20 protein-coding genes are annotated in these 21,702 nt (G+C 61.2%); 7 read left to right on the top strand and 13 right to left on the bottom strand.

Annotated features, from left to right (window positions below; all coding sequences use genetic code 11):
• Positions 1–11 precede the first annotated feature (11 nt).
• Complete coding sequence (locus CAF77_RS24835; RefSeq protein ID WP_064379284.1) at positions 12–305, bottom strand: putative quinol monooxygenase; 294 nt, start codon at positions 303–305, stop codon at positions 12–14.
• 117 nt (positions 306–422) lie between these two features.
• Between CAF77_RS24835 and CAF77_RS24830 the strand changes: the two genes are divergently transcribed.
• From CAF77_RS24830 to CAF77_RS24820, 3 genes are all read left to right on the top strand, one after another.
• Positions 423–1,352 carry a LysR family transcriptional regulator gene (locus CAF77_RS24830; protein WP_085655551.1) on the top strand — a complete coding sequence of 310 codons (930 nt, stop codon included), beginning with the start codon at positions 423–425 and terminating at the stop codon, positions 1,350–1,352.
• Positions 1,353–1,656: 304 nt separating this feature from the next.
• Positions 1,657–2,391: a helix-turn-helix transcriptional regulator gene (locus CAF77_RS24825; protein WP_064379288.1), complete on the top strand. Its 735-nt coding sequence runs from the start codon at positions 1,657–1,659 to the stop codon at positions 2,389–2,391.
• A 126-nt stretch (positions 2,392–2,517) separates the two neighbouring features.
• Positions 2,518–3,900 carry an MFS transporter gene (locus tag CAF77_RS24820; protein ID WP_064379290.1) on the top strand — a complete coding sequence of 461 codons (1,383 nt, stop codon included), beginning with the start codon at positions 2,518–2,520 and terminating at the stop codon, positions 3,898–3,900.
• A 117-nt stretch (positions 3,901–4,017) separates the two neighbouring features.
• On the opposite strand, the gene CAF77_RS24815 is transcribed toward CAF77_RS24820, so the two are convergent.
• The 3 genes from CAF77_RS24815 to CAF77_RS24805 form a co-directional block, all read right to left on the bottom strand.
• A complete protein-coding gene (locus CAF77_RS24815) occupies positions 4,018–4,971 on the bottom strand; it encodes an adenosine deaminase (RefSeq protein WP_085655550.1) in 954 nt (317 codons plus the stop codon).
• 81 nt (positions 4,972–5,052) lie between these two features.
• Positions 5,053–6,018, bottom strand: coding sequence for an isopenicillin N synthase family oxygenase (locus tag CAF77_RS24810; RefSeq protein ID WP_064379292.1), 966 nt, complete (start codon positions 6,016–6,018; stop codon positions 5,053–5,055).
• A gap of 170 nt (positions 6,019–6,188) precedes the next feature.
• Positions 6,189–7,262 carry a BMP family ABC transporter substrate-binding protein gene (locus CAF77_RS24805; RefSeq protein ID WP_064379295.1) on the bottom strand — a complete coding sequence of 358 codons (1,074 nt, stop codon included), beginning with the start codon at positions 7,260–7,262 and terminating at the stop codon, positions 6,189–6,191.
• 287 nt (positions 7,263–7,549) lie between these two features.
• Here CAF77_RS24805 and CAF77_RS24800 point away from each other — a divergent pair, with 287 nt between their 5' ends.
• Positions 7,550–8,641, top strand: coding sequence for a calcium:proton antiporter (locus tag CAF77_RS24800; protein WP_064379298.1), 1,092 nt, complete (start codon positions 7,550–7,552; stop codon positions 8,639–8,641).
• A 142-nt stretch (positions 8,642–8,783) separates the two neighbouring features.
• On the opposite strand, the gene CAF77_RS24795 is transcribed toward CAF77_RS24800, so the two are convergent.
• From CAF77_RS24795 to CAF77_RS24785, 3 genes are all read right to left on the bottom strand, one after another.
• Positions 8,784–10,142 (bottom strand): 8-oxoguanine deaminase, encoded by a 1,359-nt coding sequence (locus CAF77_RS24795; RefSeq protein ID WP_085655549.1) that lies wholly within the window; start codon positions 10,140–10,142, stop codon positions 8,784–8,786.
• 184 nt (positions 10,143–10,326) lie between these two features.
• Entirely contained in the window at positions 10,327–11,022 is a 696-nt protein-coding gene (locus CAF77_RS24790; RefSeq protein WP_064379301.1) for an SDR family oxidoreductase, read from the bottom strand.
• A 27-nt stretch (positions 11,023–11,049) separates the two neighbouring features.
• Positions 11,050–11,400 carry a MerR family transcriptional regulator gene (locus tag CAF77_RS24785; RefSeq protein WP_011332318.1) on the bottom strand — a complete coding sequence of 117 codons (351 nt, stop codon included), beginning with the start codon at positions 11,398–11,400 and terminating at the stop codon, positions 11,050–11,052.
• 83 nt (positions 11,401–11,483) lie between these two features.
• Here CAF77_RS24785 and CAF77_RS24780 point away from each other — a divergent pair, with 83 nt between their 5' ends.
• Positions 11,484–11,900 carry a hypothetical protein gene (locus CAF77_RS24780; RefSeq protein WP_064384042.1) on the top strand — a complete coding sequence of 139 codons (417 nt, stop codon included), beginning with the start codon at positions 11,484–11,486 and terminating at the stop codon, positions 11,898–11,900.
• On the opposite strand, the gene CAF77_RS24775 is transcribed toward CAF77_RS24780, so the two are convergent.
• From CAF77_RS24775 to CAF77_RS24750, 6 genes are all read right to left on the bottom strand, one after another.
• Positions 11,897–12,823 carry an ABC transporter permease gene (locus CAF77_RS24775; protein ID WP_064379304.1) on the bottom strand — a complete coding sequence of 309 codons (927 nt, stop codon included), beginning with the start codon at positions 12,821–12,823 and terminating at the stop codon, positions 11,897–11,899. The two genes, CAF77_RS24780 and CAF77_RS24775, sit on opposite strands and share 4 nt — an antisense overlap.
• Positions 12,823–13,929 (bottom strand): ABC transporter permease, encoded by a 1,107-nt coding sequence (locus CAF77_RS24770; RefSeq protein WP_085655548.1) that lies wholly within the window; start codon positions 13,927–13,929, stop codon positions 12,823–12,825. Before CAF77_RS24770 ends, CAF77_RS24775 begins: the two co-directional genes overlap by 1 nt.
• Before the next feature lie 12 nt (positions 13,930–13,941).
• Entirely contained in the window at positions 13,942–15,492 is a 1,551-nt protein-coding gene (locus CAF77_RS24765) for an ABC transporter ATP-binding protein (protein ID WP_085655547.1), read from the bottom strand.
• A gap of 537 nt (positions 15,493–16,029) precedes the next feature.
• Positions 16,030–16,611: a YigZ family protein gene (locus CAF77_RS24760; RefSeq protein ID WP_085655546.1), complete on the bottom strand. Its 582-nt coding sequence runs from the start codon at positions 16,609–16,611 to the stop codon at positions 16,030–16,032.
• A gap of 8 nt (positions 16,612–16,619) precedes the next feature.
• Positions 16,620–17,270: a TetR/AcrR family transcriptional regulator gene (locus tag CAF77_RS24755; protein WP_064379312.1), complete on the bottom strand. Its 651-nt coding sequence runs from the start codon at positions 17,268–17,270 to the stop codon at positions 16,620–16,622.
• Positions 17,271–17,365: 95 nt separating this feature from the next.
• Positions 17,366–18,286: a LysR family transcriptional regulator gene (locus CAF77_RS24750; RefSeq protein WP_007958517.1), complete on the bottom strand. Its 921-nt coding sequence runs from the start codon at positions 18,284–18,286 to the stop codon at positions 17,366–17,368.
• 139 nt (positions 18,287–18,425) lie between these two features.
• Here CAF77_RS24750 and CAF77_RS24745 point away from each other — a divergent pair, with 139 nt between their 5' ends.
• Positions 18,426–19,775 carry an aspartate aminotransferase family protein gene (locus CAF77_RS24745; RefSeq protein WP_011332325.1) on the top strand — a complete coding sequence of 450 codons (1,350 nt, stop codon included), beginning with the start codon at positions 18,426–18,428 and terminating at the stop codon, positions 19,773–19,775.
• 77 nt (positions 19,776–19,852) lie between these two features.
• Positions 19,853–21,346 (top strand): CoA-acylating methylmalonate-semialdehyde dehydrogenase, encoded by a 1,494-nt coding sequence (locus CAF77_RS24740; RefSeq protein WP_011332326.1) that lies wholly within the window; start codon positions 19,853–19,855, stop codon positions 21,344–21,346.
• Positions 21,347–21,702 lie beyond the last annotated feature (356 nt).

Here is a 21,702-nt window from a genome sequence, read left to right as displayed (position 1 = left end):
AAAGGAAGGCTTCAGGCGATGACGCGCAGGCGCTTGAGTTCGAAATGTTCGAGGAACGCCTCGGCCTGGCTGCGGAAATGCTGGATATGGGCGCTGGCATCGTGGGCTTGCAGGGCTTCGTCGCTGGCCCACTGCTCGATCATGTAGAAGGCCAGCGGATTGGCCAGATCCTGGTGCAGTTCGTACTGACCGCAACCGGCTTCGGCGCGGGTCGGTTCGATCAGGGCGCGCAGGTGCTGTTCGAGGGCGTCCTGTTGGCCAGCTCGGGCAATCAGGGTGGCGATGGCGGTGAAAGGCTGGGACATGTTCGACTCCGGGACGGGATGAATTCGATGGATGGCATGATTGGCTATTTCTGTCGGAGATAAAACCGGCTAAAAGAGCAGTCTCTTTCAATATTTTTTTGATAATCGAGGCTCAGGATGCTGCGTTTTGATGACTTGCAGTTATTTGTCCGGGCGGCGGATCTGGGCAGTCTGTCGGCGGCTGCGCGGGTGATGGACATGTCCGCCGCGGTGGCCAGTGCCGCGCTCAAGCGGATCGAACAGCAATTGGGCGCGCGTTTGTTGGCGCGCTCCACCCGCAGTCTGCGGCTGACGGCCGAAGGTGAAGGGTTTCTTGAATACGCCCGCGCTGCCTTGAGCAACCTCGATGAGGGGCGCCGCCTGCTGGCCAGCGGGCAGGATCAGGTCAGCGGGATTCTGCAGCTGTCGGCGCCTTCGGATTTCGGTCGCAACCTGCTGTTGCCATGGCTCGACGACTTTCAGCGCGAACACCCGAAACTGACGGTGCGTCTGCTGCTGGGCGACCGTATCGCCGATCTGTTTCGCCAGCCGGTGGACATCGCCTTGCGCTACGGCGAGCCGGAGGACTCGAGTCTGGTGGCGTTGCCGATTGCCCCGCACAACCGCCGGGTGTTGTGCGCGTCCCCCGCCTATCTGGCCCGGCACGGCGAGCCGCTGCATCTGGAACAGCTCGCTCAGCACAACTGCCTGCTGTATATGCTCGGCGGCCGGGTGCATGACCACTGGAGTTTTCATGACGGCAAGCGTGAGGTCAGCCTGACCGTCAGTGGCGATCGCTTCAGTGACGACGCCGACGTGGTGCGTCTGTGGGCGGTCGCGGGAGCGGGGATCGCCTACAAGTCGTGGCTGGATGTGGCCGGCGATGTGCTGTCGGGACGGCTGAAAGTGCTGTTGCCGGAGCTGCTTTGCGAACGCGCTCCGCTGAATTTGCTGTGCGCCCATCGCGCACAATTGAGTAAGCCGGTGAACCTTCTGAGGGAAATGCTCGCCAGTCGTTGCGCTGAATTGAGTAGCCGATTTCCCGTTTTCCCGGCGACTGATCATTAGTCGCAGGTAAATAGCGAAATTTCTCTCAGGAACAATCACCAGCCACGACCGCTCCGGCGCAGGACTCGGCGAACAACCCGCTTATACTAGCGACCGCCTGATGCCCGCACCAAAAGGCTGACACGAGAACAATCAGACCGCACCGGCGGGGTAGGGACGATGGTCGCGACAACGCTGCGGTTTCCTTGCCGTGGCGCGCTGCCTCGCCTCGACTCAAGGCATTTTGCGCGCCTTGGCCGACGACAGATTACTGGTCAAGATGTCTATGAGCAGTAGACGATACGATTCAACAGGGAGTGAATACATGGAACATGCACCTTGCATCAGCCAGATCGCCACGTTGCTGGCCGATCCCAAGCGCAGCGCGATGATGTGGGCGTTGATGGATGGCTCGGCCCGGCAGACCGAGGAACTGGCGTTGCTGGCGGGGCTTTCGCCGTCGTCGGCCAGTGCGCACCTGGGGCGTTTGTCCGCTGGCGGTCTGTTGAAGGTCGAGGCGCGCGGTCGCAAACGCTTCTTCCGCCTGGCGGCTCCCGAAATCGGCGCGGCCATCGAAGCCCTGGCCAGCGCCACACTGGCCAGTGCTCCGCGAGAAATTCCCGACGTATTCAAGCGTGCCTCGCCCGTCTTCAGACCCCAGGCCGCGCCCTCGTCACTGCTGCGCGCCCGGTTCTGCGACGACCATCTGGGGGGAACGCTGGCCGCCGACCTGTACCAGCGACTGCTCGACGCCGGCTGGATCGAGCAGCTTGAAAACCGGGTGGTCGTGACACACAAAGGCTCGACGCAACTGGCCGGGCGCGGCGTGTACATCCAGGCGCTGGCCCACCGCAATGCGCAAGTGGCTTGTGCCTGTCCGGACTGGAGCGAACGTCGCCCGCACATGGGCGGATCGCTGGGGGCCGCGCTGCTGCAGTTGTTCATGCAGTCGGGCTGGCTGGTGCTGCCCAACGATTCCCGAGCCCTGCAACTGACGGCGGCAGGCCAGCGGGAAATTCATCGGTTTGCCTGTGAAACCGAACTGGAAATGGCGTTGTAGAGCGCCTTCTTCCACAGATTCGCTGTTGAACGTCGTCAACGGCTGCGGAAAAGTCGCATCTGGCACAAGTGCGCAACCGCTATCGCGCACACTCGATCCGGAGATTTTTCGGATTGAGGAGGTGGCATGGACACGGGTAACTTCAGCGCGGCGGATCGACTGGAGCGTCTGCCAGTCAGCAGTTATCACCGGATCATCTTCATCATCATTGCCCTGGCGTTCTTCTTCGACTCCATGGATCTGGCGATGATGACCTTCCTGCTCGGCTCGATCAAAGCCGAGTTCGGCCTGAGCAGTGCCGAGGCCGGTCTGCTGGCCAGTTCAAGCTTTTTCGGCATGGTGCTGGGGGCGTCGCTGTCCGGATTACTGGCGGATCGGTTCGGTCGCAAACCGGTGTTCCAGTGGAGCATCGTCCTGTGGGGGCTGGCCAGTTACCTGTGTTCCACGGCGCAGACGGTCGAGAGCCTGACGCTGTTTCGCATCCTTCTGGGAATCGGCATGGGCATGGAGTTTCCGATTGCCCAGTCGATGTTGTCGGAGTTGATCCCCGCCCAGCGTCGGGGGCGCTACATAGCGCTGATGGACGGTTTCTGGCCGCTGGGTTTTGTCGCAGCGGGTGTGCTGTCGTATTTCCTGCTGCCGTTGATCGGCTGGCGCGACATCTTTCTGGTGCTGGCGGTGCCGGCGGTGTTCGTGCTGGCGATCCGCTTTTTCATTCCCGAGTCGCCGCGCTGGCTGGAACAGGCCGGCAAGCATGACGCAGCGGACAAGGTATTGCGCGGCATTGAGGCGCGGGTAAAGGCATCGCTCGGCGGTGCCGCATTGCCGGAACCGGTTCGCCTGCCACGGAGCGTGACACCTCCGGGGCATTTCCTTTCGGCGCTGAAGCAGATTTGGTCGCCGCTTTATCGCCAACGCACGACGATGATCTGGAGCCTGTGGTTTTTCGCACTGCTCGGTTTCTACGGCCTGACCTCGTGGCTCAGTGCGTTGCTGCAACAGTCGGGTTTTGCCGTGACCCAGTCGGTATATTACACGGTGCTGATTTCCCTCGGCGGGATTCCCGGCTTCCTGATGGCGGCCTGGCTGGTGGAGCGTTGGGGACGCAAGCCGGTGTGTATCGTCACGTTGCTCGGCGGTGGGGTGATGGCATTTCTTTACGGGCAGAGCGCAGTGTTCGGCGGTAACGTGGCGCTGCTGATCGGCACCGGTCTGTTGATGCAGTTTTTTCTGTTCGGGATGTGGGCGGTGCTCTACACCTACACGCCGGAGTTGTATCCGACCTCGGCGCGAGCGACCGGCTCGGGGTTTGCCTCGGCCATCGGGCGCGTGGGGTCGTTGCTTGGGCCGCTGGTCACCGGGCTGGTGTTTCCGATTACCGGGCAGGGCGGGGTGTTTGCGCTGGGGGCGTTGTGCTTTGCGATTGCGGCGGGAGTGGTGTGGCTGTTCGGGATGGAGACCCGAGGCAAGACGCTGGAAGAGCTGACTGAAACCGAGATGCTCAGCTGAATACAGCACCCTGTGGGAGCGGGCTTGCCCGCGATGGCGGACCGTCAGTCAACATTGATGTTGGAAGTGATGGCCTCATCGCGGGCAAGCCCGCTCCCACAGTTTTTGTATTGCTCTTTATGGTTTTACCAGGCGCGCATCCAGGCTGTTCTGCGCCATACGCTTGGCCTGATCCTGAGTCATGCCCAGGTGGGTGTGCAGCGCATGGAAGTTCTCGGTCACGTAACCACCGAAGTACGCCGGGTCATCGGAGTTCACCGTGACTTTCACGCCACGCTCGAGCATGTCGAGGATGTTGTGCTGGGACATGTGATCGAACACGCAGAGCTTGGTGTTCGACAGCGGGCACACGGTCAGCGGGATCTGCTCATCGATGATCCGCTGCATCAGGCGCTCGTCTTCGATAGCACGTACGCCATGGTCGATGCGCTGGATTTTCAGCAGGTCGATGGCTTCCCAGATGTACTCCGGCGGGCCTTCTTCGCCAGCGTGAGCCACGGTCAGGAAACCTTCATGACGGGCACGGTCGAACACGCGCTGGAACTTGCTCGGCGGGTGGCCCATTTCGGAACTGTCCAGGCCTACCGCAACAAACGCATCACGGAACGGCAGCGCCTGGTCGAGGGTTTTCTGCGCTTCGTCTTCGCTGAGGTGGCGCAGGAAGCTCAGGATCAAACCGCTGGTGATGCCCAGTTGCTGCTCGCCATCCTTCAGCGCGGCGGCGATGCCGTTGAGCACCACTTCAAACGGGATGCCACGGTCGGTGTGGGTCTGCGGATCGAAGAACGGCTCCGTGTGAATCACGTTCTGTTCTTTGCAGCGCAGCAGGTAGGCCCAGGTCAGGTCGTAGAAATCCTGGGAGGTGCGCAGCACGTCGGCGCCCTGGTAATACAGGTCGAGGAATTCCTGCAGGTTGTTGAAGGCGTAAGCCTTGCGCAGGGTTTCGACGTCGCTCCACGGCAGGGCGATCTTGTTGCGTTCGGCCAGGGCGAACAGCAGCTCGGGCTCCAGCGAACCTTCGAGATGCAGGTGCAGTTCAGCCTTGGGCAGGGCGTTGAGCCAGTCGTACATATTCTTTTCTCATCAGGTGCAATGGCGAGCATTCTACAGATGCCCGCCGAAACAATTGGCAAAACCTGACCAACCGATCCATCACACCGCTTCCTGCTCCCGTCGATAGGCGTAGGTATCGGCGAAGCGCGACAGCAGGAATTCGGCGCAGGTGGTGGTCGGATATTTCGCCGGATGCTGTGCGTCCTGGCAACCGGGCAGGCACTCGATACGGGTGTCCGGGTGTGGTTCGGCGAAGAACGGCATCGAGTAGCGATCCACCCCGAGCGGGCTGATGACCCGGTGCGGGGTCGAGCGATAACGGTCGTTGCTCCAGCGCGCCATCATGTCGCCGAGGTTGACCACGAAGGTGCCGTCGATGGGCGGTGCGTCGATCCACTGGCCTTTGACGTTTTTCACCTGCAAGCCGCCGGCCGCGTCCTGATACAGCAGCGTGATGCAGCCGTAATCGGTGTGCGCACCCGCACCTTGCTGTTCGGCGGAACTGGCGGTGTGGCGCGGCGGGTAGTGGATCATCCGCAGCACGCTGACCGGCTCGTTGAAGCGCGTGTCGAAGAAGTCGCGCTCGATGCCCAGCGCTAACGTCATGGCCCGCAGCAGGGTTTGCGCGAGCGCTTGCATGTCGAGGTAGTGCTGTTCCATCAACGTTTCCCAGCCGGGAATCGCCGGATGACGGTTGGGGCCACGCAAGGGTTTTGCTGCCAGCACCTCGGGATGATCGGCCGGCAGGTGCAGGCCCATGTCGAAGGTTTCCTTGAGGTCGCTGGGTTTGTCGGGGTCGAGCTGTTCGGTGGCGATGGCCCCGTAGCCGCGGTGATGACGGGTCTGGGTGATGTCGATCCTGAGCTTTTCTGCTTCCGGCAGCGCGAAGAAGCGTTGCGCGTGATCGAGCAGGGATGCAATGCGCTGCGCAGAAATCGGGTGACCCTTGATGTAGAAGAAGCCCCATTCGCGGCAGGCGTGGTCGATCTGTTCGGCGACGGCCGGCCAGGCGTTCTGGTCGTCGGAGTAGAGCGGCGAGATGTCGATGATCGGAAGCTGATCCATACACAATCCTTGAAAGGTATAAGGGGGATCGTTCCCACGTCGAGGCGTCGAACCGTCTGCGTGGGAATGCCTCAATGGACGCTCCGCGTCCGCTTTCGGCAGGGACGCGGAGCGTCCCGGCTGCATTCCCACGCGGAGCGTGGGAACGATCACAGGGTAGATGTTGGAATTTACTTCGGCATCTCGGCCTTCATGCCTTCGACGTAGTAATTCATCGACGCCAGTTCGGCGTTGGTGGCGCTGACCCCCGCCGGGATTTTCTCGGCCCCGGCCTGATCCTTGATCGGCCCGGTGAACGGTTGCAGGGTGCCGCTCTTGATGTCAGCGATGATCTGCTCGGCTTCGGCCTTCACCGGTGCCGGCACCAGATCGCTGATCGGCAGTTCGACTGTGCCTTCCTTCAGGCCGCCCCAGTAGTCCTGGGATTTCCAGTTGTGGTCGATCACGCTCTGGGTCGCCTGAATATAGTGCGGCGCCCAGTCGTTGACGATCGAGGTCAGCACCGCTTTCGGGCCGAAGTGCGCCATGTCTGAAGCGTAGCCCACGGCATACACACCACGTCGTTCGGCAGCCTGGATCGGCGCCGGGCTGTCGGTGTGCTGGAACACCACGTCCACGCCCTGATCGATCAGCGCGTTGGCGGCGTCGGCCTCTTTGCCCGGGTCGAACCACGAGTTGACCCACACCACTTTGATTTCGGTGCCGGGGTTGTACTTGTTCAAGGCCAGTTGAATGGCGTTGATGTCACGGATCACTTCCGGGATCGGGAACGAGGCGACGTAGCCGATCTTTTTGGTCTTGGTCATCTTCGCCGCGAGGAAGCCACCGACGTAACGACCCTCGTAGGTACGCGCCAGGTAGGTGCCGAGGTTCTTGTCCTGCTTGTAGCCGGTGGCGTGTTCGAAGGTCACCTTGGGAAACTGTTTGGCGACTTTCACCGTCGGGTTCATGTAGCCGAACGAGGTGGTGAAGATCAGGTCGTAATTGTCCTTGGCCATGTTGCGGATCACCCGCTCGGCGTCGGCGCCTTCGGCGACATTTTCCACGTAGTTGGTGGTGATCTGCGTGCCGAGTTTTTCCGCCAGCGCCTTGCGCCCCTGTTCATGCTGATACGTCCAGCCGTGGTCGCCGATGGGGCCGATGTAGACGAAGCCGACTTTCAGTGGATCGGCGGCACTGGCGCTCAGGCTGAGGCCAAGGCCCATGGCGATGGACAGCAGTGTTTGCAGTGGACGTTTTTGCATGAACGCGTACTCCCTTTTGTTGTGTGTGGGGAGGGCAATGCAAAAGGCTGACCAAGCGGACAACAATCTGGCTTGAAACCGAGGCGCGCCCATCGCGGGCAAGCCCGCTCCCACAAAAACGCCGCGATCCCTGTGGGAGCGGGCTTGCTCGCGAAGAGGCCGTAAAGGCCAATAAAAGTGCAGGCGTAGATAAAGCTGCCATCGGCTGGTGCGCTAAGGTGTAACGAACCATTAGCGCCGCCCCGCAGTCAGTAGCTCATTCGCACTCTTCGGTAAAAAGGCCCGCCATGCTCACCATCCTCAAGCAAGAAAGCTTTCTGCTGCTGGCCCTGATCGCCGCCCTGGTCGCGTATCCACTGGAGCACTGGTTGCTGCACAGCGGCCAGATCGTCGCGCTGACGGCCGGGCTGGTGCTGATCGCGTTCATCGTCGCCGCCTCGATGCGCGTCGCCCATCAGGCCGAATTGCTTGCGGAAAAAGTCGGCGACCCGTACGGCACGATGATCCTGACCCTCGCCGCCGTGCTGGTGGAAGTGGTGATCCTGGCGATCATGATGAGCAACGAAGCCTCGCCGACTCTGGTGCGCGACACGATCTATTCGGCGGTGATGCTCGACATCAACGGCATCCTCGGCCTCGCCGCGCTGATGGGCGGGATCAAGCATGGCGAGCAGTCCTACAACGATGATTCGGCCCGCAGTTACAGCGTGATGATTCTCACCGCCATGGGCGTGTCGATGGTGGTGCCGGAGTTCATCCCCGAGGCTAACTGGAAAATCTATTCGGCGTTCACCATTGGCGCGATGGTGCTGCTTTATGCGTTGTTCCTGCGCATGCAGGTCGGGCCGCACAGCTACTTTTTCAGCTACAGCTACCCGGACAAACGCCGCAGGAAAGAGCCCGTGGAACAGGAGCCGAAACCGGTCAGCCTGGCGCTGTCGGTCGGCATTCTGGTGTTCGGTGTGGTGGTGATTGGCGCACTGGCCGAGGTGATGTCCAAGACTCTCGATCTGGGCCTGGAAGGCACGGGCGCACCGCCGGTGATCACGGCGATTCTGGTGGCGGCGATTTCGGCGGCACCGGAGATTCTGACGGCGTTGCGCGCGGCGTTGGCCAATCGTATGCAGTCGGTGGTCAACATTGCGATGGGCGCTTCGTTATCGACGGTAATTTTGACGGTGCCGGTGATGGAGGCGATGGCGCTTTATACCGGGCAGCCGTTTCAGATGGCGATGACGCCGGTGCAGACGGTGATGATCTTCATCACGCTGATCGTCAGTGCGATCAACCTCAATGACGGCGAGACCAATGCCATTGAGGGCATGACCCACTTTGTGTTGTTTGCGACGTTCATCATGTTGTCGCTGCTGGGCCTCTGAGAGCGACCAGCACCGACAGATCGTTCCCACGCTCCGCGTGGGAATGCATACCGGGACGCTCTGCGTCCCAACGTCGGACGCAGAGCGTCCATGGCTGCATTCCCACGCAGAGCGTGGGAACGATCAGAGACTTCCGCTTGGATCAGTTGCCGGCGATCAACTGCCGAGCCGCCTGGCTGTGATCGGCAATCAGACCTTTGAGATCCAGCCCTTCAACCTGCCCGTCAACCACGCGCCACTTGCCGCCGACCATCACCCGATCCGCACGATCCGCGCCGCACAACAGCAGCGCCGAGATCGGGTCATGGCTGCCGGAGAAGCGCAGCTCATCGAGCTTGAACAACGCCAGATCCGCCTGCTTGCCCACCGCCAGTTCACCGATATCGGTACGGCCCAACAGGCTCGCCGAACCCTTGGTCGCCCAACCCAGCACACGTTCCGGGGTGATCTTCTCGGCGCCATAACGCAGGCGCTGGATGTACAGGGCCTGACGCGCTTCGAGGATCATGTTCGACGCATCGTTGGACGCCGAGCCATCCACGCCGAGACCGAACAGTGCGCCGGCATCGGTCAGTTCGATGCTCGGGCAGATGCCGGAGGCCAGACGCATGTTCGAACTCGGGCAATGGCAGATGCCGGTGCCGGCCGCGCCGAGGCGGGCGATTTCGTCGGGGTTGAAATGGATGCCGTGGGCCAGCCAGGTGCGCGGGCCGAGCCAGCCGACGCTGTCCAGATAATCCACGGTGCGCAGGCCGAAGCGTTGCAGGCAGAAGTCTTCTTCGTCGAGGGTTTCGGCGAGGTGGGTGTGCAGACGCACATCGAGTTTGTTCGCCAGTTCGGCGCTGGCGGACATGATTTCCGGGGTCACCGAGAAAGGCGAGCACGGCGCCAGTGCGATCTGGATTTGCGCGCCATCGCCACGTTCGTGGTACTCGTGGATCAGCCGCTGACTGTCGTCGAGAATCACCTGGCCTTCCTGCACGGTCTGCTGCGGAGGCAGGCCGCCGTCCTTCTCGCCGAGGCTCATCGAACCGCGGGTGAGCATGGCGCGCATGCCCAGTTCACGCACGGTTTCGACTTGCACGTCGATGGCGTTTTCCAGGCCATCCGGGAACAGGTAATGGTGATCGGCAGCGGTGGTGCACCCCGACAACAGCAACTCGGCCAGTGCGACTTTGCTGGCGAGGGCAAGTTTTTCAGGCGTCAGGCGCGCCCAAACCGGATACAGGGTTTTCAGCCACGGGAACAACGGCTGATTGACCACCGGCGCCCAGGCGCGGGTCAGGGTCTGATAGAAGTGGTGATGGGTGTTGATCAGGCCCGGAAGGATCACGTGCTCACGGGCATCGAACACTTGATTGCATGGGGTCGATGGCTGCTGGCCGGCGCCGAGCACTTCGGTGATCACACCGTCTTGCAGCACCAGACCGCCACGGGCATCGAGACCGTTGGCCGTGAAAATGGCGAGGGGATTTTTTAACCAGATACGGGTCGCAGGCATTGCGGCCGGCTCCTCTGAAAGTTGGGTTCAGGGTTGCCAGCTCAGTGTTGCCCTGTCTGCTGATCCAGGGTCGCCGCGAGGGGCGATGTGCGGAGTTTCGAACAAAATGTTGCGACGGGCAAGCCCAACCCGACCAGACACCGGGATAACCCTGCGGGGGCAAGCCCCCCACAGGGTCCAGTGATTACCAGGGAATGGTTTCACCCTTGTAGTTCACGAAATGATGGCCGCCCTTGCCGGCGAACGCATCTACCTGATCCACCAGGCCACGGGTGCTGGTCTCCACGTCGATGTCGGCACCTTCGCCGCCCATGTCGGTTTTCACCCAGCCCGGATGCAGCGACAGCACGGTGAGTTTCTGCTCGCCCAACTGCGTGACGAAGCTGTTGGTCATCGAGTTCAGCGCCGCTTTGCTGGCCTTGTACAGCGCCAGTTCCGGCGCGTCGGGCATGGTCACGCTGCCGAGCACCGAACTCATGAACGCCAGTACGCCGCTGCCGTCGCGGATCTGCCCGACAAAGCGCTGGGCCAGATTGATCGGTGCCACCGCGTTGGTGAAGAACAACTGACCGACTTCCGCCAGCGTCGCGCCGCCCGGAGTTTGCACGTCAGGGCCTTTGACTCCGGCGTTGACGAACAGCAGGTCAAAGGTCTCGCCCTTGAGCTTCTGGCTCAGGGCGATCACCGCTTGCTGGTCGTCCATGTCGAGTTTTTCGATTTGCACGTTGCCCAGTGCTTCGAGAGCCTCGGCATTGGAAGGATTGCGAACCGTGGCGGTGACTTGCCAGCCGTCGGCCAGCAGGGTTTTCACCAGTCCCAGGCCCAGGCCCCGGGAGGCGCCGATGATCAATGCGTGCTTGGCAGGATTAAGTGCGGACATGATTGGCTTTCCTTGAAAGTTGAAAGATCACGGGTTCAATGGACAACGTTGACCGAGCCGATGTTGCAATTCCTGGCGCAACTCACCGAGTTCAGCCATGCGGGTTTCGACCAGCTTGAGTTTGTCTTGCAGCAGTTGCGTGACGGTGGTGTCGGGGTTTGGCGAGTGCCACAACGCGCCAACGCTGTTGCCGATCTCGCCAAGGGTAAAGCCCAGACGTTGCGCCGTCTTGATGTACAGCACCAGTTGCACCATCTCCGGCGGATAGTCGCGATAACCGTTGGCGCTGCGTTGCGCCGCGATCAATCCGCGCTCCTCGTAAAAACGCAGCGTGTCACGGCTGACATCGCAGGCCTGGGCCAACTCACCGATGCGCATCTTGCAGGTCTCGAAAGTGTTTGACCCTGGAGCATACTCCAGGCTTTACCGTGGTTGCTCCCTGAATTTTTGGAGCAAGGATGATGTGGACTTCAACGCAGTATCGGCAGGTGGTGCGCGGCAGCGCCTGGTATGACTTGATCGTGACGGCGGCGTTTGTCACGCCGTGGAGTTTTGCTGTGTTGCATGGGTTGCTGACGGCGCTCAGTCAGGCGCTGGAGCTGCCCGGCGAGCTGCCGCCGTTCGAACCTGCGCACCTGTTGATAGCCAATTTGTTCGGTTCGGTGGTGTGCATGTGGGCGGTGCTGCGGATTCGTGATCCGCAGCCGGTTTATGGGCGCTATGACGCGGTGACGAGGTTTCTGTTCGCCGGTTGGATGACGTATGCAGTGGCCCACGGCGCCAGCTCGTTGGTGGTGGGATTCCTGATTCTCGAAGTGGCGTGGGGCATTGCTCAGGCGTTGCCGGTTCGGTCGCTGTCGCGAGCCGTAACGGCTTAGTGCCCGGCCTGCCACGGCTGCCCCAGTGATACCGGCGCATACAGCCGTGTACGCACTGCATCGCGCGACAACAACACCAGCACCAGAATCGTCGCGGCGTACGGCAACATCGCCAGCAGACTCGAAGGAATCGCCAGCCCCAACCCCTGCGCCACCAGGTGCAGGATGCTGGCGAGTCCGAAAAGATACGCGCCGAGCAGCAAGCGCCACACCCGCCAACTGGCGAACACCACCAGCGCCAAGGCAATCCAGCCGCGTCCGGCGGTCATGTTCTCGGCCCACATCGGCGTGTAAGCCAGCGACAGATAAGCGCCGGCCAGTCCGGCCATCGCCCCGCCGAACAACACCGCCAGTGTGCGCACGGTCAGCACCGGCAAGCCCATGGCACTGGCCGCATCGGGGTTCTCGCCGACCGCTTGAATGATCAGCCCGACACGGCTTTTCACGATCACCCACGCCACCAGCGCAAACAGCGCGAATGACAGGTACACCAGCAGATCCTGGGCAAACAGCATCCGACCGATCAGCGGGATTTCACTCAAGAATGGAATCGCCAGCGGCTCGAATCCCGCCAGCGGTTTGCCGACCCACGCCGCGCCGACAAAGGTCGACAGGCCGACGCCGAAAATCGTCAGCGCCAGCCCGGTGGCCACCTGATTGGCGTTGAACACCAGCGCCACCAGCGCAAACAGCGACGACAGCAGCATCCCGGCGAGCATCGCCAGCACGACGCCCAACCAAAGGTTGCCGCTGTTGAACGCGACGATGAAACCGATCACCGCGCCAAACAGCATCATGCCTTCCTGGCCAAGGTTGAGTACGCCGCTCTTCTCGCAAATCAATTCACCTAGCGCCACCAACAGCAGTGGCGTACCGCAGCGCACCATGGCGTAGAAAATATTGCTCAGCAGATCGATATCCATCACAGCGCTCCGGCGGTTACGGCGGTGGTAGAAGTGCGCCGCACCCAGCGCAGGTTAAGACGTGGCCGATAGAGGATCAGCACGTCACAGGCCAGCAGGAAAAACAGCATCATTCCCTGGAACAACTGAGTGATTGCCTGCGGCAGATTCAGCGTCATCTGCGCGCTTTCGCCACCGATGTACAGCAGCGCCATCAACAGGCTGGAAAACAGAATGCCGATCGGATTGAGCCTGCCGAGAAACGCCACGGTGATCGCCGCGTAGCCGTAGCCCGGCGAGACCTGTGGCACCAGTTGACCGATCGGCCCGGTGACTTCGCAGACACCGGCAAGCCCGGCCAATCCACCGCTGATCAACAGTGCGAGCCAGATCAGCCGCTTCTCGCGAAACCCGACAAACCCTGCCGCACGCTTGTCCAGCCCCAACACCTTGATCTGGAAACCGACGAAGCTTTTCTGCAGCAACACCCACACCGCGACCAGCGCGAGCAAGGCGAAATACACGCCGATGTGTGCCCGACCGTCCTCCATCAACAGTGGCAGGCGGCTGGCGTCGCTGAACATTGCCGACTCGGGAAAGTTGAATCCGGCCGGATCCTTCAGCGGCCCGTGTACGCAGAACAGCAACAGGTTCAGCGCGATGTAATTGAGCATGATGCTCGTAAGGATTTCGTTGGCGTTGAAGCGTGTGCGCAACCAGGCGGTGAGCCCGGCCCAGGCAGCGCCGGCGAAGGTGCCGGTAAGAAGGATCAGCACCAGCGCCCAACGGCTTTGCAGATCGATGATGTTCACCGCCAGCGCACTGCCGGCCAGGGCGCCGAGCAGCAACTGGCCTTCGGCGCCGATGTTCCAGATCCGCGCCTGATAGGCCACCGCCAGCCCCAACGCACACAACAGGATCGGCAAGGTTTTGACCAGCAGCTCGGAGACGCCATACAGGTCGCTGATCGGGGCGATCAACAACGTGTGCAGGGTTTTCAACGGGTCGTGACCGAGGGCGACGAACAGCAAAGATCCGCAGACCAGTGTCAGCGCCGCCGCCAGCACCGGCGAGCACCACAGCATCAGGCGCGATTGCCGGCCACGGGGTTCGAGGGAAAGCAACATGGAAAAACTCCGTTAAACCGTGGCCGGTTGTGATTGAGGGGGGACGAACTGGCCGGCCATCCAGCCGCCGACGTCGCTGAGGTGGGTTTGCGCCGTGTCCTGCAACGCCGACAGGCGCCCGCCGCACAGCGCGCCGAGGCGGTCGCTGATCTGGAACAGTTCGTCGAGGTCTTCGGAGATCACCAGAATCGCCGCCCCGGCATCGCGCAGGGCAATCAGCGCCCGGTGAATGGTGGCCGCCGCGCCGACATCCACGCCCCAGGTCGGGTGCGCGGCGATCAGCAGTTTCGGTTGCTGGAGGATTTCCCGGCCGAGGATGAATTTCTGCAGGTTGCCGCCGGACAGGCTGCGGGCGGCGGTCTGGGTGTCCGGGGTTTTCACGCCGAAGCGCTGGATGATCGTTTGGGCGAGGGCTTCGACCTTGCCGCGCTCGATCAAACCGTGGCTGACCAGGCCTTGTTGAAAGGCGGTGAGCAGGGCGTTGTCCGCCAGGCTCATGTCCGGCACTGCGCCATGCCCGAGGCGTTCGGCGGGGACGAACGCCAGGCCGAGTTTGCGTCGCGTATCCGGGCGCTGATCGGCTACGGCGTGTTCTCGGAAACGGATGGTTGCCGCTGATTCGAGGGGCAGTGTCTGTTCGCCGCTGAGCAAGGCCAGTAATTCGTCCTGACCGTTGCCCGCCACGCCGGCAATGCCGACGATTTCACCGCTGCGTACTTGCAGATCGATGTCGCACAGCGAGCAGCCGAACGGGTCAGGGTTGTGCCAGTTCAGACCGCTGACCTGCAGAAACGCCGCGCCACCGGTGACCTTGGTAAAGTCGCCGATCAATGTCGCGGCGTCACTCACCATCAATTGCGCCAGTTGCCGATCAGTGCAGTCGGCCGGTACGCAATGCCCGGCCACTCGCCCGCCACGCAGCACCGTGGCGCTGTGGCACAAGGCGCGCACCTCGCCGAGTTTGTGGCTGATGAACAGAATGCTGCAGCCCTCGGCCGCGAGTCGGCGCAGGGTGACGAACAACTCGTCGGCTTCCTGCGGCGTGAGCACCGAGGTCGGCTCATCGAGAATCAGCAGGCGAATGTCCTGCATCAGGCAACGAACAATCTCGACCCGTTGCCGCTCGCCGATCGACAGGCTGTGGACAAGTCGCTGGGGCTCAAGCGCCATGCCATATCGGCGCGACACTTCACGGATTTTCGCCTCCAGCTGTTTCGGCGAACCGGCCGCTGCGCCCATCGCCAGTGCGATGTTCTGCGCCACGCTCAGAGTCTCGAACAGCGAGAAATGCTGGAACACCATGCCGATGCCCAACTGCCGCGCCTGGGCCGGGTTGCGCATGCTCACGGGTTGGCCCTGCCAGAGCATCTCGCCTGAATCGGCTTGGGTGACGCCGTAGATGATCTTCATCAAGGTGCTTTTGCCTGCACCGTTTTCACCGAGCAGTGCATGGATTTCACCGGGAGCGATGCTGAGGTCGATGGCGTCATTGGCGAGGCAACCGGGATAACGTTTGCTGATATGGCGCAGTTGCAGGCGCGGTATGGGCGTGGGGTTTGACATGACAGGCTCGGGTCGCTTGGAGTTGTGCCTGTGGATAAAGCAATTTCCTGGCCATTGAGTCAGGAACGCAGGCTGCTGCTGTTTGCCAGCCTTTGGCGCAGAGCCTGTGAATCGAATTCGGTTGCCTGCACGGCACCACTTGGGGGCAAAGCCTTTGATCAGGCTCCAGTTTTGCCCGCATCTGGCTGATCAAAAAACGAGCAACCTCGTCGAAGCCATGCAGAACCTGCGACTGCGCCAGCCATGAACGGCTTATCCACAGGTTGCTCCACAGTATTTGTGCGCAAGACAAAATCCCGGGCATAAGCACTGCCTGGCTTTCTTCTAAAGGCGATAAACGACGCTAAGCGATTGTTTTTACGTGAAATTGTTTGTCGCGATGGGCGATTGGACGAAAAGTGAACAAATCCCGCAAAGCCACGTGACAGAAGGGTTACAGCATCCTGTGCTCAGGTTATCCACAGCCGGGTGCACAGCGGATGTGGGCAAGTCACGGGTATAAGCAAATCGGCTTGTGCCCTAAAACATGGCGGGGCTTCAACGTTGCAGCAGGATGCGCCCACGGCTCAGATCGGCCAACTGGTTTTGCAACAGCTCGATGTGCGCTTCGCCCACGGCCAGTTGCAATTCGACGCCGTTGTCGGTGAAGTTTTCCTCGACCACCAATCCGCCCAGATCCGCGACCCGCAGCTTCACCAGCGCCAGTTCGCCAAAGGCGCAAGCGCAACGCACGGGCACGCGACTGATCAATTCGATCTTCGGCGCAGCCTGCAGACATTTGTTGGCACCGCCGCCATAGGCCCGGGCCAGACCGCCGGTGCCCAGTTGAATGCCGCCGTACCAGCGGATCACCAGTACCGCGACCTGATCGCAGTCCTGCGCTTCGATGGCCGCGAGGATCGGCCGCCCGGCAGTGCCGCCGGGTTCACCGTCGTCGTTGCTGCGGTACTGATCGCCGAGTTTCCACGCCCAGCAATTGTGCGAGGCGTTCAAGTCGCTGTGCTGCTCGATGAAGGCTTGCGCCTCGACAGGGCTGGTGATCGGCGCGGCGAAGGTGATGAAACGGCTTTTGCGGATTTCTTCGCGGAACTCGCAAAAGCCGCTGAGGGTGAAGGACATAAAGCGACTTATATAGAAGAAGTGAGGCCGCAGCCTTTGAGGATGATGCGGATCAGATTGTTGCCGGCGTCTTCCATGTCCTGTTTGGTCAATTTGCTGCGACCGGTCACCCGGCAGATCTGGGTGGCGAAGTCGGCATAGTGCTGGGTGCTGCCCCACAACAGGAAGATCAGGTGCACCGGGTCGACCGGGTCCATTTTGCCCGCGTCGATCCAGGCCTGGAACACGCCGGCGCGGCCCTGGAACCAGGCGCGGTAATCCTGGTTGAAATATTCGGTCAGGCATTCGCCGCCGCTGATCACTTCCATTGCAAAGATCCGCGACGCTTGCGGCTGGCGACGGGAGAATTCCATTTTCGCGCGGATGTAGCGGGTCAGCGCTTCGGCCGGATCGTCCTCGGCCGTGAGAGAGTTGAAGGTGCTGTCCCACAATTGAAGAATGTTGCTCAGCACCGCTACGTACAACCCGAGTTTGTTGTTGAAGTAGTAATGCAGATTCGCCTTTGGCAGCCCGGCCTTGGTGGCGATGGTGTTCATGCTCGTGCCTTTGTACCCGTGACGGGCGAACTCGTCTTCGGCGGCTTTGATGATGGTCTCTTCATTCTTTTGACGAATGCGGCTGGCAGGTTTGCCGCCGTGAGCGGGGACTTCAAAGGTCATAGGCACTTCCGGGTTGGTCTGTGGGGTGCAACCAGTTGCGTTGATAGCGCAACCACCGGCGCGGGACAAGCCCCGATCAAATAAAACTCCGGTCCTCAGCGAGTGGCGGCCAGGCTTTCGAGAAAACTTTCCAGGACCAGATGAGGGCGACGGCCCTTGCGGGTGACCGAGGCCAGGCTCAAATCATAGAAGCGGGTACTGGCCTTGAGCGCGCGCAAGCGACCTTGTTGAACCCAGAGACTGGCGTAGTGATCCGGCAGGTAGCCGATGTAGCGCCCGGTCAGAATCAGGAACGCCATGCCTTCACGGTCGGAAGCACTGGCGGTGCAATTGAGCGCCTGATAGTGCGCCTGGATTTCCGCCGGCAAACGGAAGGTCGGGGCAATGGCGTCCTGACTGTTCAGACGTTCGTCATCCAGCTGTTTATCGTCGACGTAAAACAGCGGATGGCCGACCGCGCAGTAAAGCAGCGAGCGCTCGCTGTACAGCGGCTGGTATTCCAGCCCCGACAACGCACTGGCCTGCGGCACCACGCCGACATGCAGGCGACCGTCGAGCACACCTTGTTCGACTTCGTTGGGGGCGATCATGCGGATCTGGATTTGTACGTCCGGCCCGCGCTCCTTCAACTGCGCCAGTGCATGGGTGATGCGCATGTGGGGCAGGGTGACGAGGTTGTCGGTCAGGCCGATGATCAATTCACCGCGCAGGTGCTGGTGCAGGCCGTTGACCTCGGTGCGGAAACTTTCCAATGCACTCAGCAGCTGCAAAGCCGACTGATAGACCTCGCGGCCTTCTTCGGTCAGGGAGAAACCGGCGCGCCCGCGTTGGCACAGTCGCAGGCCGAGGCGTTGTTCCAGATCGCTCATCTGCTGGCTGATCGCCGAGCGACCGATGCCGAGCACGGTTTCCGCCGCCGAGAAGCCGCCGCACTCCACCACGCTGCGAAAAATTCGCAGCAGGCGAATGTCAAAGTCACTGACCTGGGCCAGCGGATCGGGGCGGCGGCTGCTCATGCTGTCGTTCTCATTGTTTAGCAGAGTTCTAACTGAAGGTTAGAAGAGTTGAATTTCACCGACTTTATCCCCGTGGCAATTTAGCTGCAACAACGCTTTCTATCGCTCTGAAGCTTATTGCCCTGAGAGGTTTTGCCCGATGAACATGCCTGAAAACGCGCCGTCGCCACTGGCCAGCCAACTGAAGCTGGACGCGCACTGGATGCCGTACACCGCCAACCGCAACTTCCAGCGCGACCCGCGCCTGATCGTTGGTGCCGAAGGCAGCTGGCTGATCGACGACAAGGGCCGCAAGGTGTACGACTCGCTGTCCGGTCTGTGGACCTGCGGTGCCGGGCATACCCGCAAGGAAATCCAGGAAGCGGTGGCCAAGCAGTTGGGCACCCTCGATTACTCGCCGGGCTTCCAGTACGGCCACCCGCTGTCGTTCCAGCTGGCGGAGAAAATCACCGACCTGACGCCGGGCAACCTGAATCACGTGTTCTTCACCGACTCCGGTTCCGAGTGCGCCGATACCGCGGTGAAAATGGTCCGTGCTTACTGGCGCCTGAAAGGCCAGTCGACCAAGACCAAGATGATCGGCCGCGCCCGTGGCTATCACGGTGTGAACATCGCCGGCACCAGCCTTGGCGGCGTCAACGGCAACCGCAAGCTGTTCGGTCAGGCGATGATGGATGTCGATCACCTGCCGCACACTTTGCTGGCGAGCAATGCTTTCTCCCGTGGCATGCCGGAGCAGGGTGGTATCGCCCTGGCCGATGAGCTGCTGAAGCTGATCGAACTGCACGATGCGTCGAACATCGCAGCGGTGTTCGTGGAGCCTATGGCGGGTTCCGCTGGCGTGCTGGTTCCACCACAGGGTTACCTCAAGCGTCTGCGTGAAATCTGCGATCAGCACAACATCCTGCTGGTGTTCGACGAAGTGATCACCGGCTTCGGCCGTACCGGCACCATGTTCGGCGCCACCACCTTCGGCGTGACCCCGGACCTGATGTGCATTGCCAAGCAAGTCACCAACGGCGCGATCCCGATGGGCGCGGTGATTGCCAGCTCCGAGATCTACCAGACCTTCATGAACCAGCCGACCCCGGAATACGCCGTGGAATTCCCGCACGGTTACACTTACTCGGCACACCCGGTGGCTTGCGCCGCAGGTCTTGCGGCACTCGACCTGCTGCAAAAGGAAAACCTGGTACAGAGCGTGGCCGAAGTCGCACCGCATTTCGAAAATGCCCTGCATGGTCTGAAAGGCGCGAAGAATGTCATCGACATTCGTAACTTCGGCCTGGCCGGTGCGATCCAGATTGCGGGCCGTGACGGCGACGCCATCGTGCGCCCGTTCGAGGCCGGCATGGCGTTGTGGAAAGCCGGGTTCTACGTGCGCTTCGGTGGCGACACCCTGCAGTTCGGCCCAACCTTCAACAGCAAGCCGCAAGACCTTGATCGTCTGTTCGACGCGGTCGGCGAAGTGCTGAACAAGCTCGACTGATTTTTCCTTCTATATAGATACGCCAATGGCAGGCGCCCCTTGCGGGCGTCTGCGCACAAGAATTCAGGAGTTCCCCGATGAGCGTTATCCCGCATTTGATCAATGGCGAACTGGTGACCGAGAACGGTCGCGCGGTCGATGTGTTCAACCCGTCCACCGGTCAAGCTATCCACAAGCTGCCGCTGGCCAGCCGTGAAACCATCCAGCATGCCATCGATGCCGCCAAGGCTGCGTTCCCGGCCTGGCGCAACACGCCACCGGCCAAACGTGCCCAGGTGATGTTCCGTTTCAAGCAATTGCTGGAGCAGAACGAAGCGCGCATCGCGCAGTTGATCAGCGAAGAACACGGCAAGACCCTGGAAGACGCTGCCGGTGAACTGAAGCGCGGTATCGAGAACGTCGAGTTCGCCTGCGCAGCGCCGGAAATCCTCAAGGGCGAGTACAGCCGCAACGTCGGCCCGAACATCGATGCGTGGTCGGACTTCCAGCCGCTGGGCGTGGTGGCCGGCATTACGCCGTTCAACTTCCCGGCGATGGTGCCGCTGTGGATGTATCCGCTGGCGATCGTCTGCGGTAACTGCTTCATCCTCAAGCCGTCCGAGCGTGATCCGAGCTCGACCCTGCTGATCGCGCAACTGCTGCTGGAAGCCGGTCTGCCGAAAGGCGTGCTGAGCGTAGTGCACGGTGACAAGACTGCGGTGGACGCGCTGATCGAAGCGCCGGAAGTCAAAGCGCTCAGCTTCGTGGGTTCGACGCCGATTGCCGAATACATCTATGCCGAAGGCACCAAGCGCGGTAAACGCGTTCAGGCCCTGGGCGGCGCAAAGAACCATGCGGTACTGATGCCGGATGCAGATCTGGACAACGCGGTCAGCGCACTGATGGGCGCGGCTTACGGTTCCTGCGGCGAACGCTGCATGGCGATTTCGGTAGCTGTGTGTGTGGGCGATCAGGTGGCGGACGCACTGGTGGCCAAACTGGTTCCTCAGATCAAGGCGCTGAAAATCGGTGCCGGTACTTCGTGTGGTCTGGACATGGGGCCGCTGGTCACCGGTCAGGCGCGCGACAAGGTCAGCGGTTATGTGGAAGACGGCGTGGCGGCGGGCGCGACCCTGGTGGTCGACGGTCGTGGTCTGAGCGTTGCCGGTCATGAAGAAGGCTTCTTCCTCGGTGGTTGCCTGTTCGACAACGTCACGCCTGAAATGCGCATCTATAAAGAAGAGATCTTCGGGCCGGTGCTGTGCGTCGTCCGGGTGAACAGCCTGGAAGAGGCGATGCAGCTGATCAACGATCACGAATACGGCAACGGCACCTGCATCTTTACCCGTGACGGTGAAGCGGCGCGTCTGTTCTGCGACGAGATCGAAGTCGGCATGGTCGGGGTCAACGTTCCACTGCCGGTGCCGGTGGCTTACCACAGCTTTGGCGGCTGGAAGCGTTCGCTGTTCGGCGACCTGCATGCCTATGGTCCCGATGGTGTTCGCTTCTACACTCGTCGCAAGGCGATCACTCAGCGCTGGCCACAGCGTGCGAGCCATGAGGCTTCGCAGTTTGCATTCCCTAGCTTGTAAGTAGAAGGGCAGTGCAAGGAAGGCCGACCTTTAAGGTCGGCCTTCGCGTTTCGGGGCTTTTTTGACCGATATGACAGATTTATGAAATTAAGGGTTGACGGCAGATTCTGAGTCTCTATAATTCGCACCACTTCCGGCGCAGTCGAAACGGAAAACTCCTTGAGATTCAATGAGTTAAGTAAGTTTCGAAGCGGGTCGCTTCAGTTTATCGAGGCCTGGAAGGAGTTGGAAATGCCGGTCTGTTTGGCGCTTTCAACGGTTCGATCTTCTCGGTCGAAAGCGGAGAAAAAGAGGTGTTGACAGCAGCGTGTAACGCTGTAGAATTCGCCTCCCGCTAACGAGAGATCGGAAGCGCA

It is taken from the genome of Pseudomonas sp. R15(2017) (assembly GCF_002112685.1).
Classification (GTDB): Bacteria; Pseudomonadota; Gammaproteobacteria; order Pseudomonadales; family Pseudomonadaceae; genus Aquipseudomonas; species Aquipseudomonas glycinae.
This window is presented reverse-complemented; position numbering and strand designations above follow the sequence as displayed.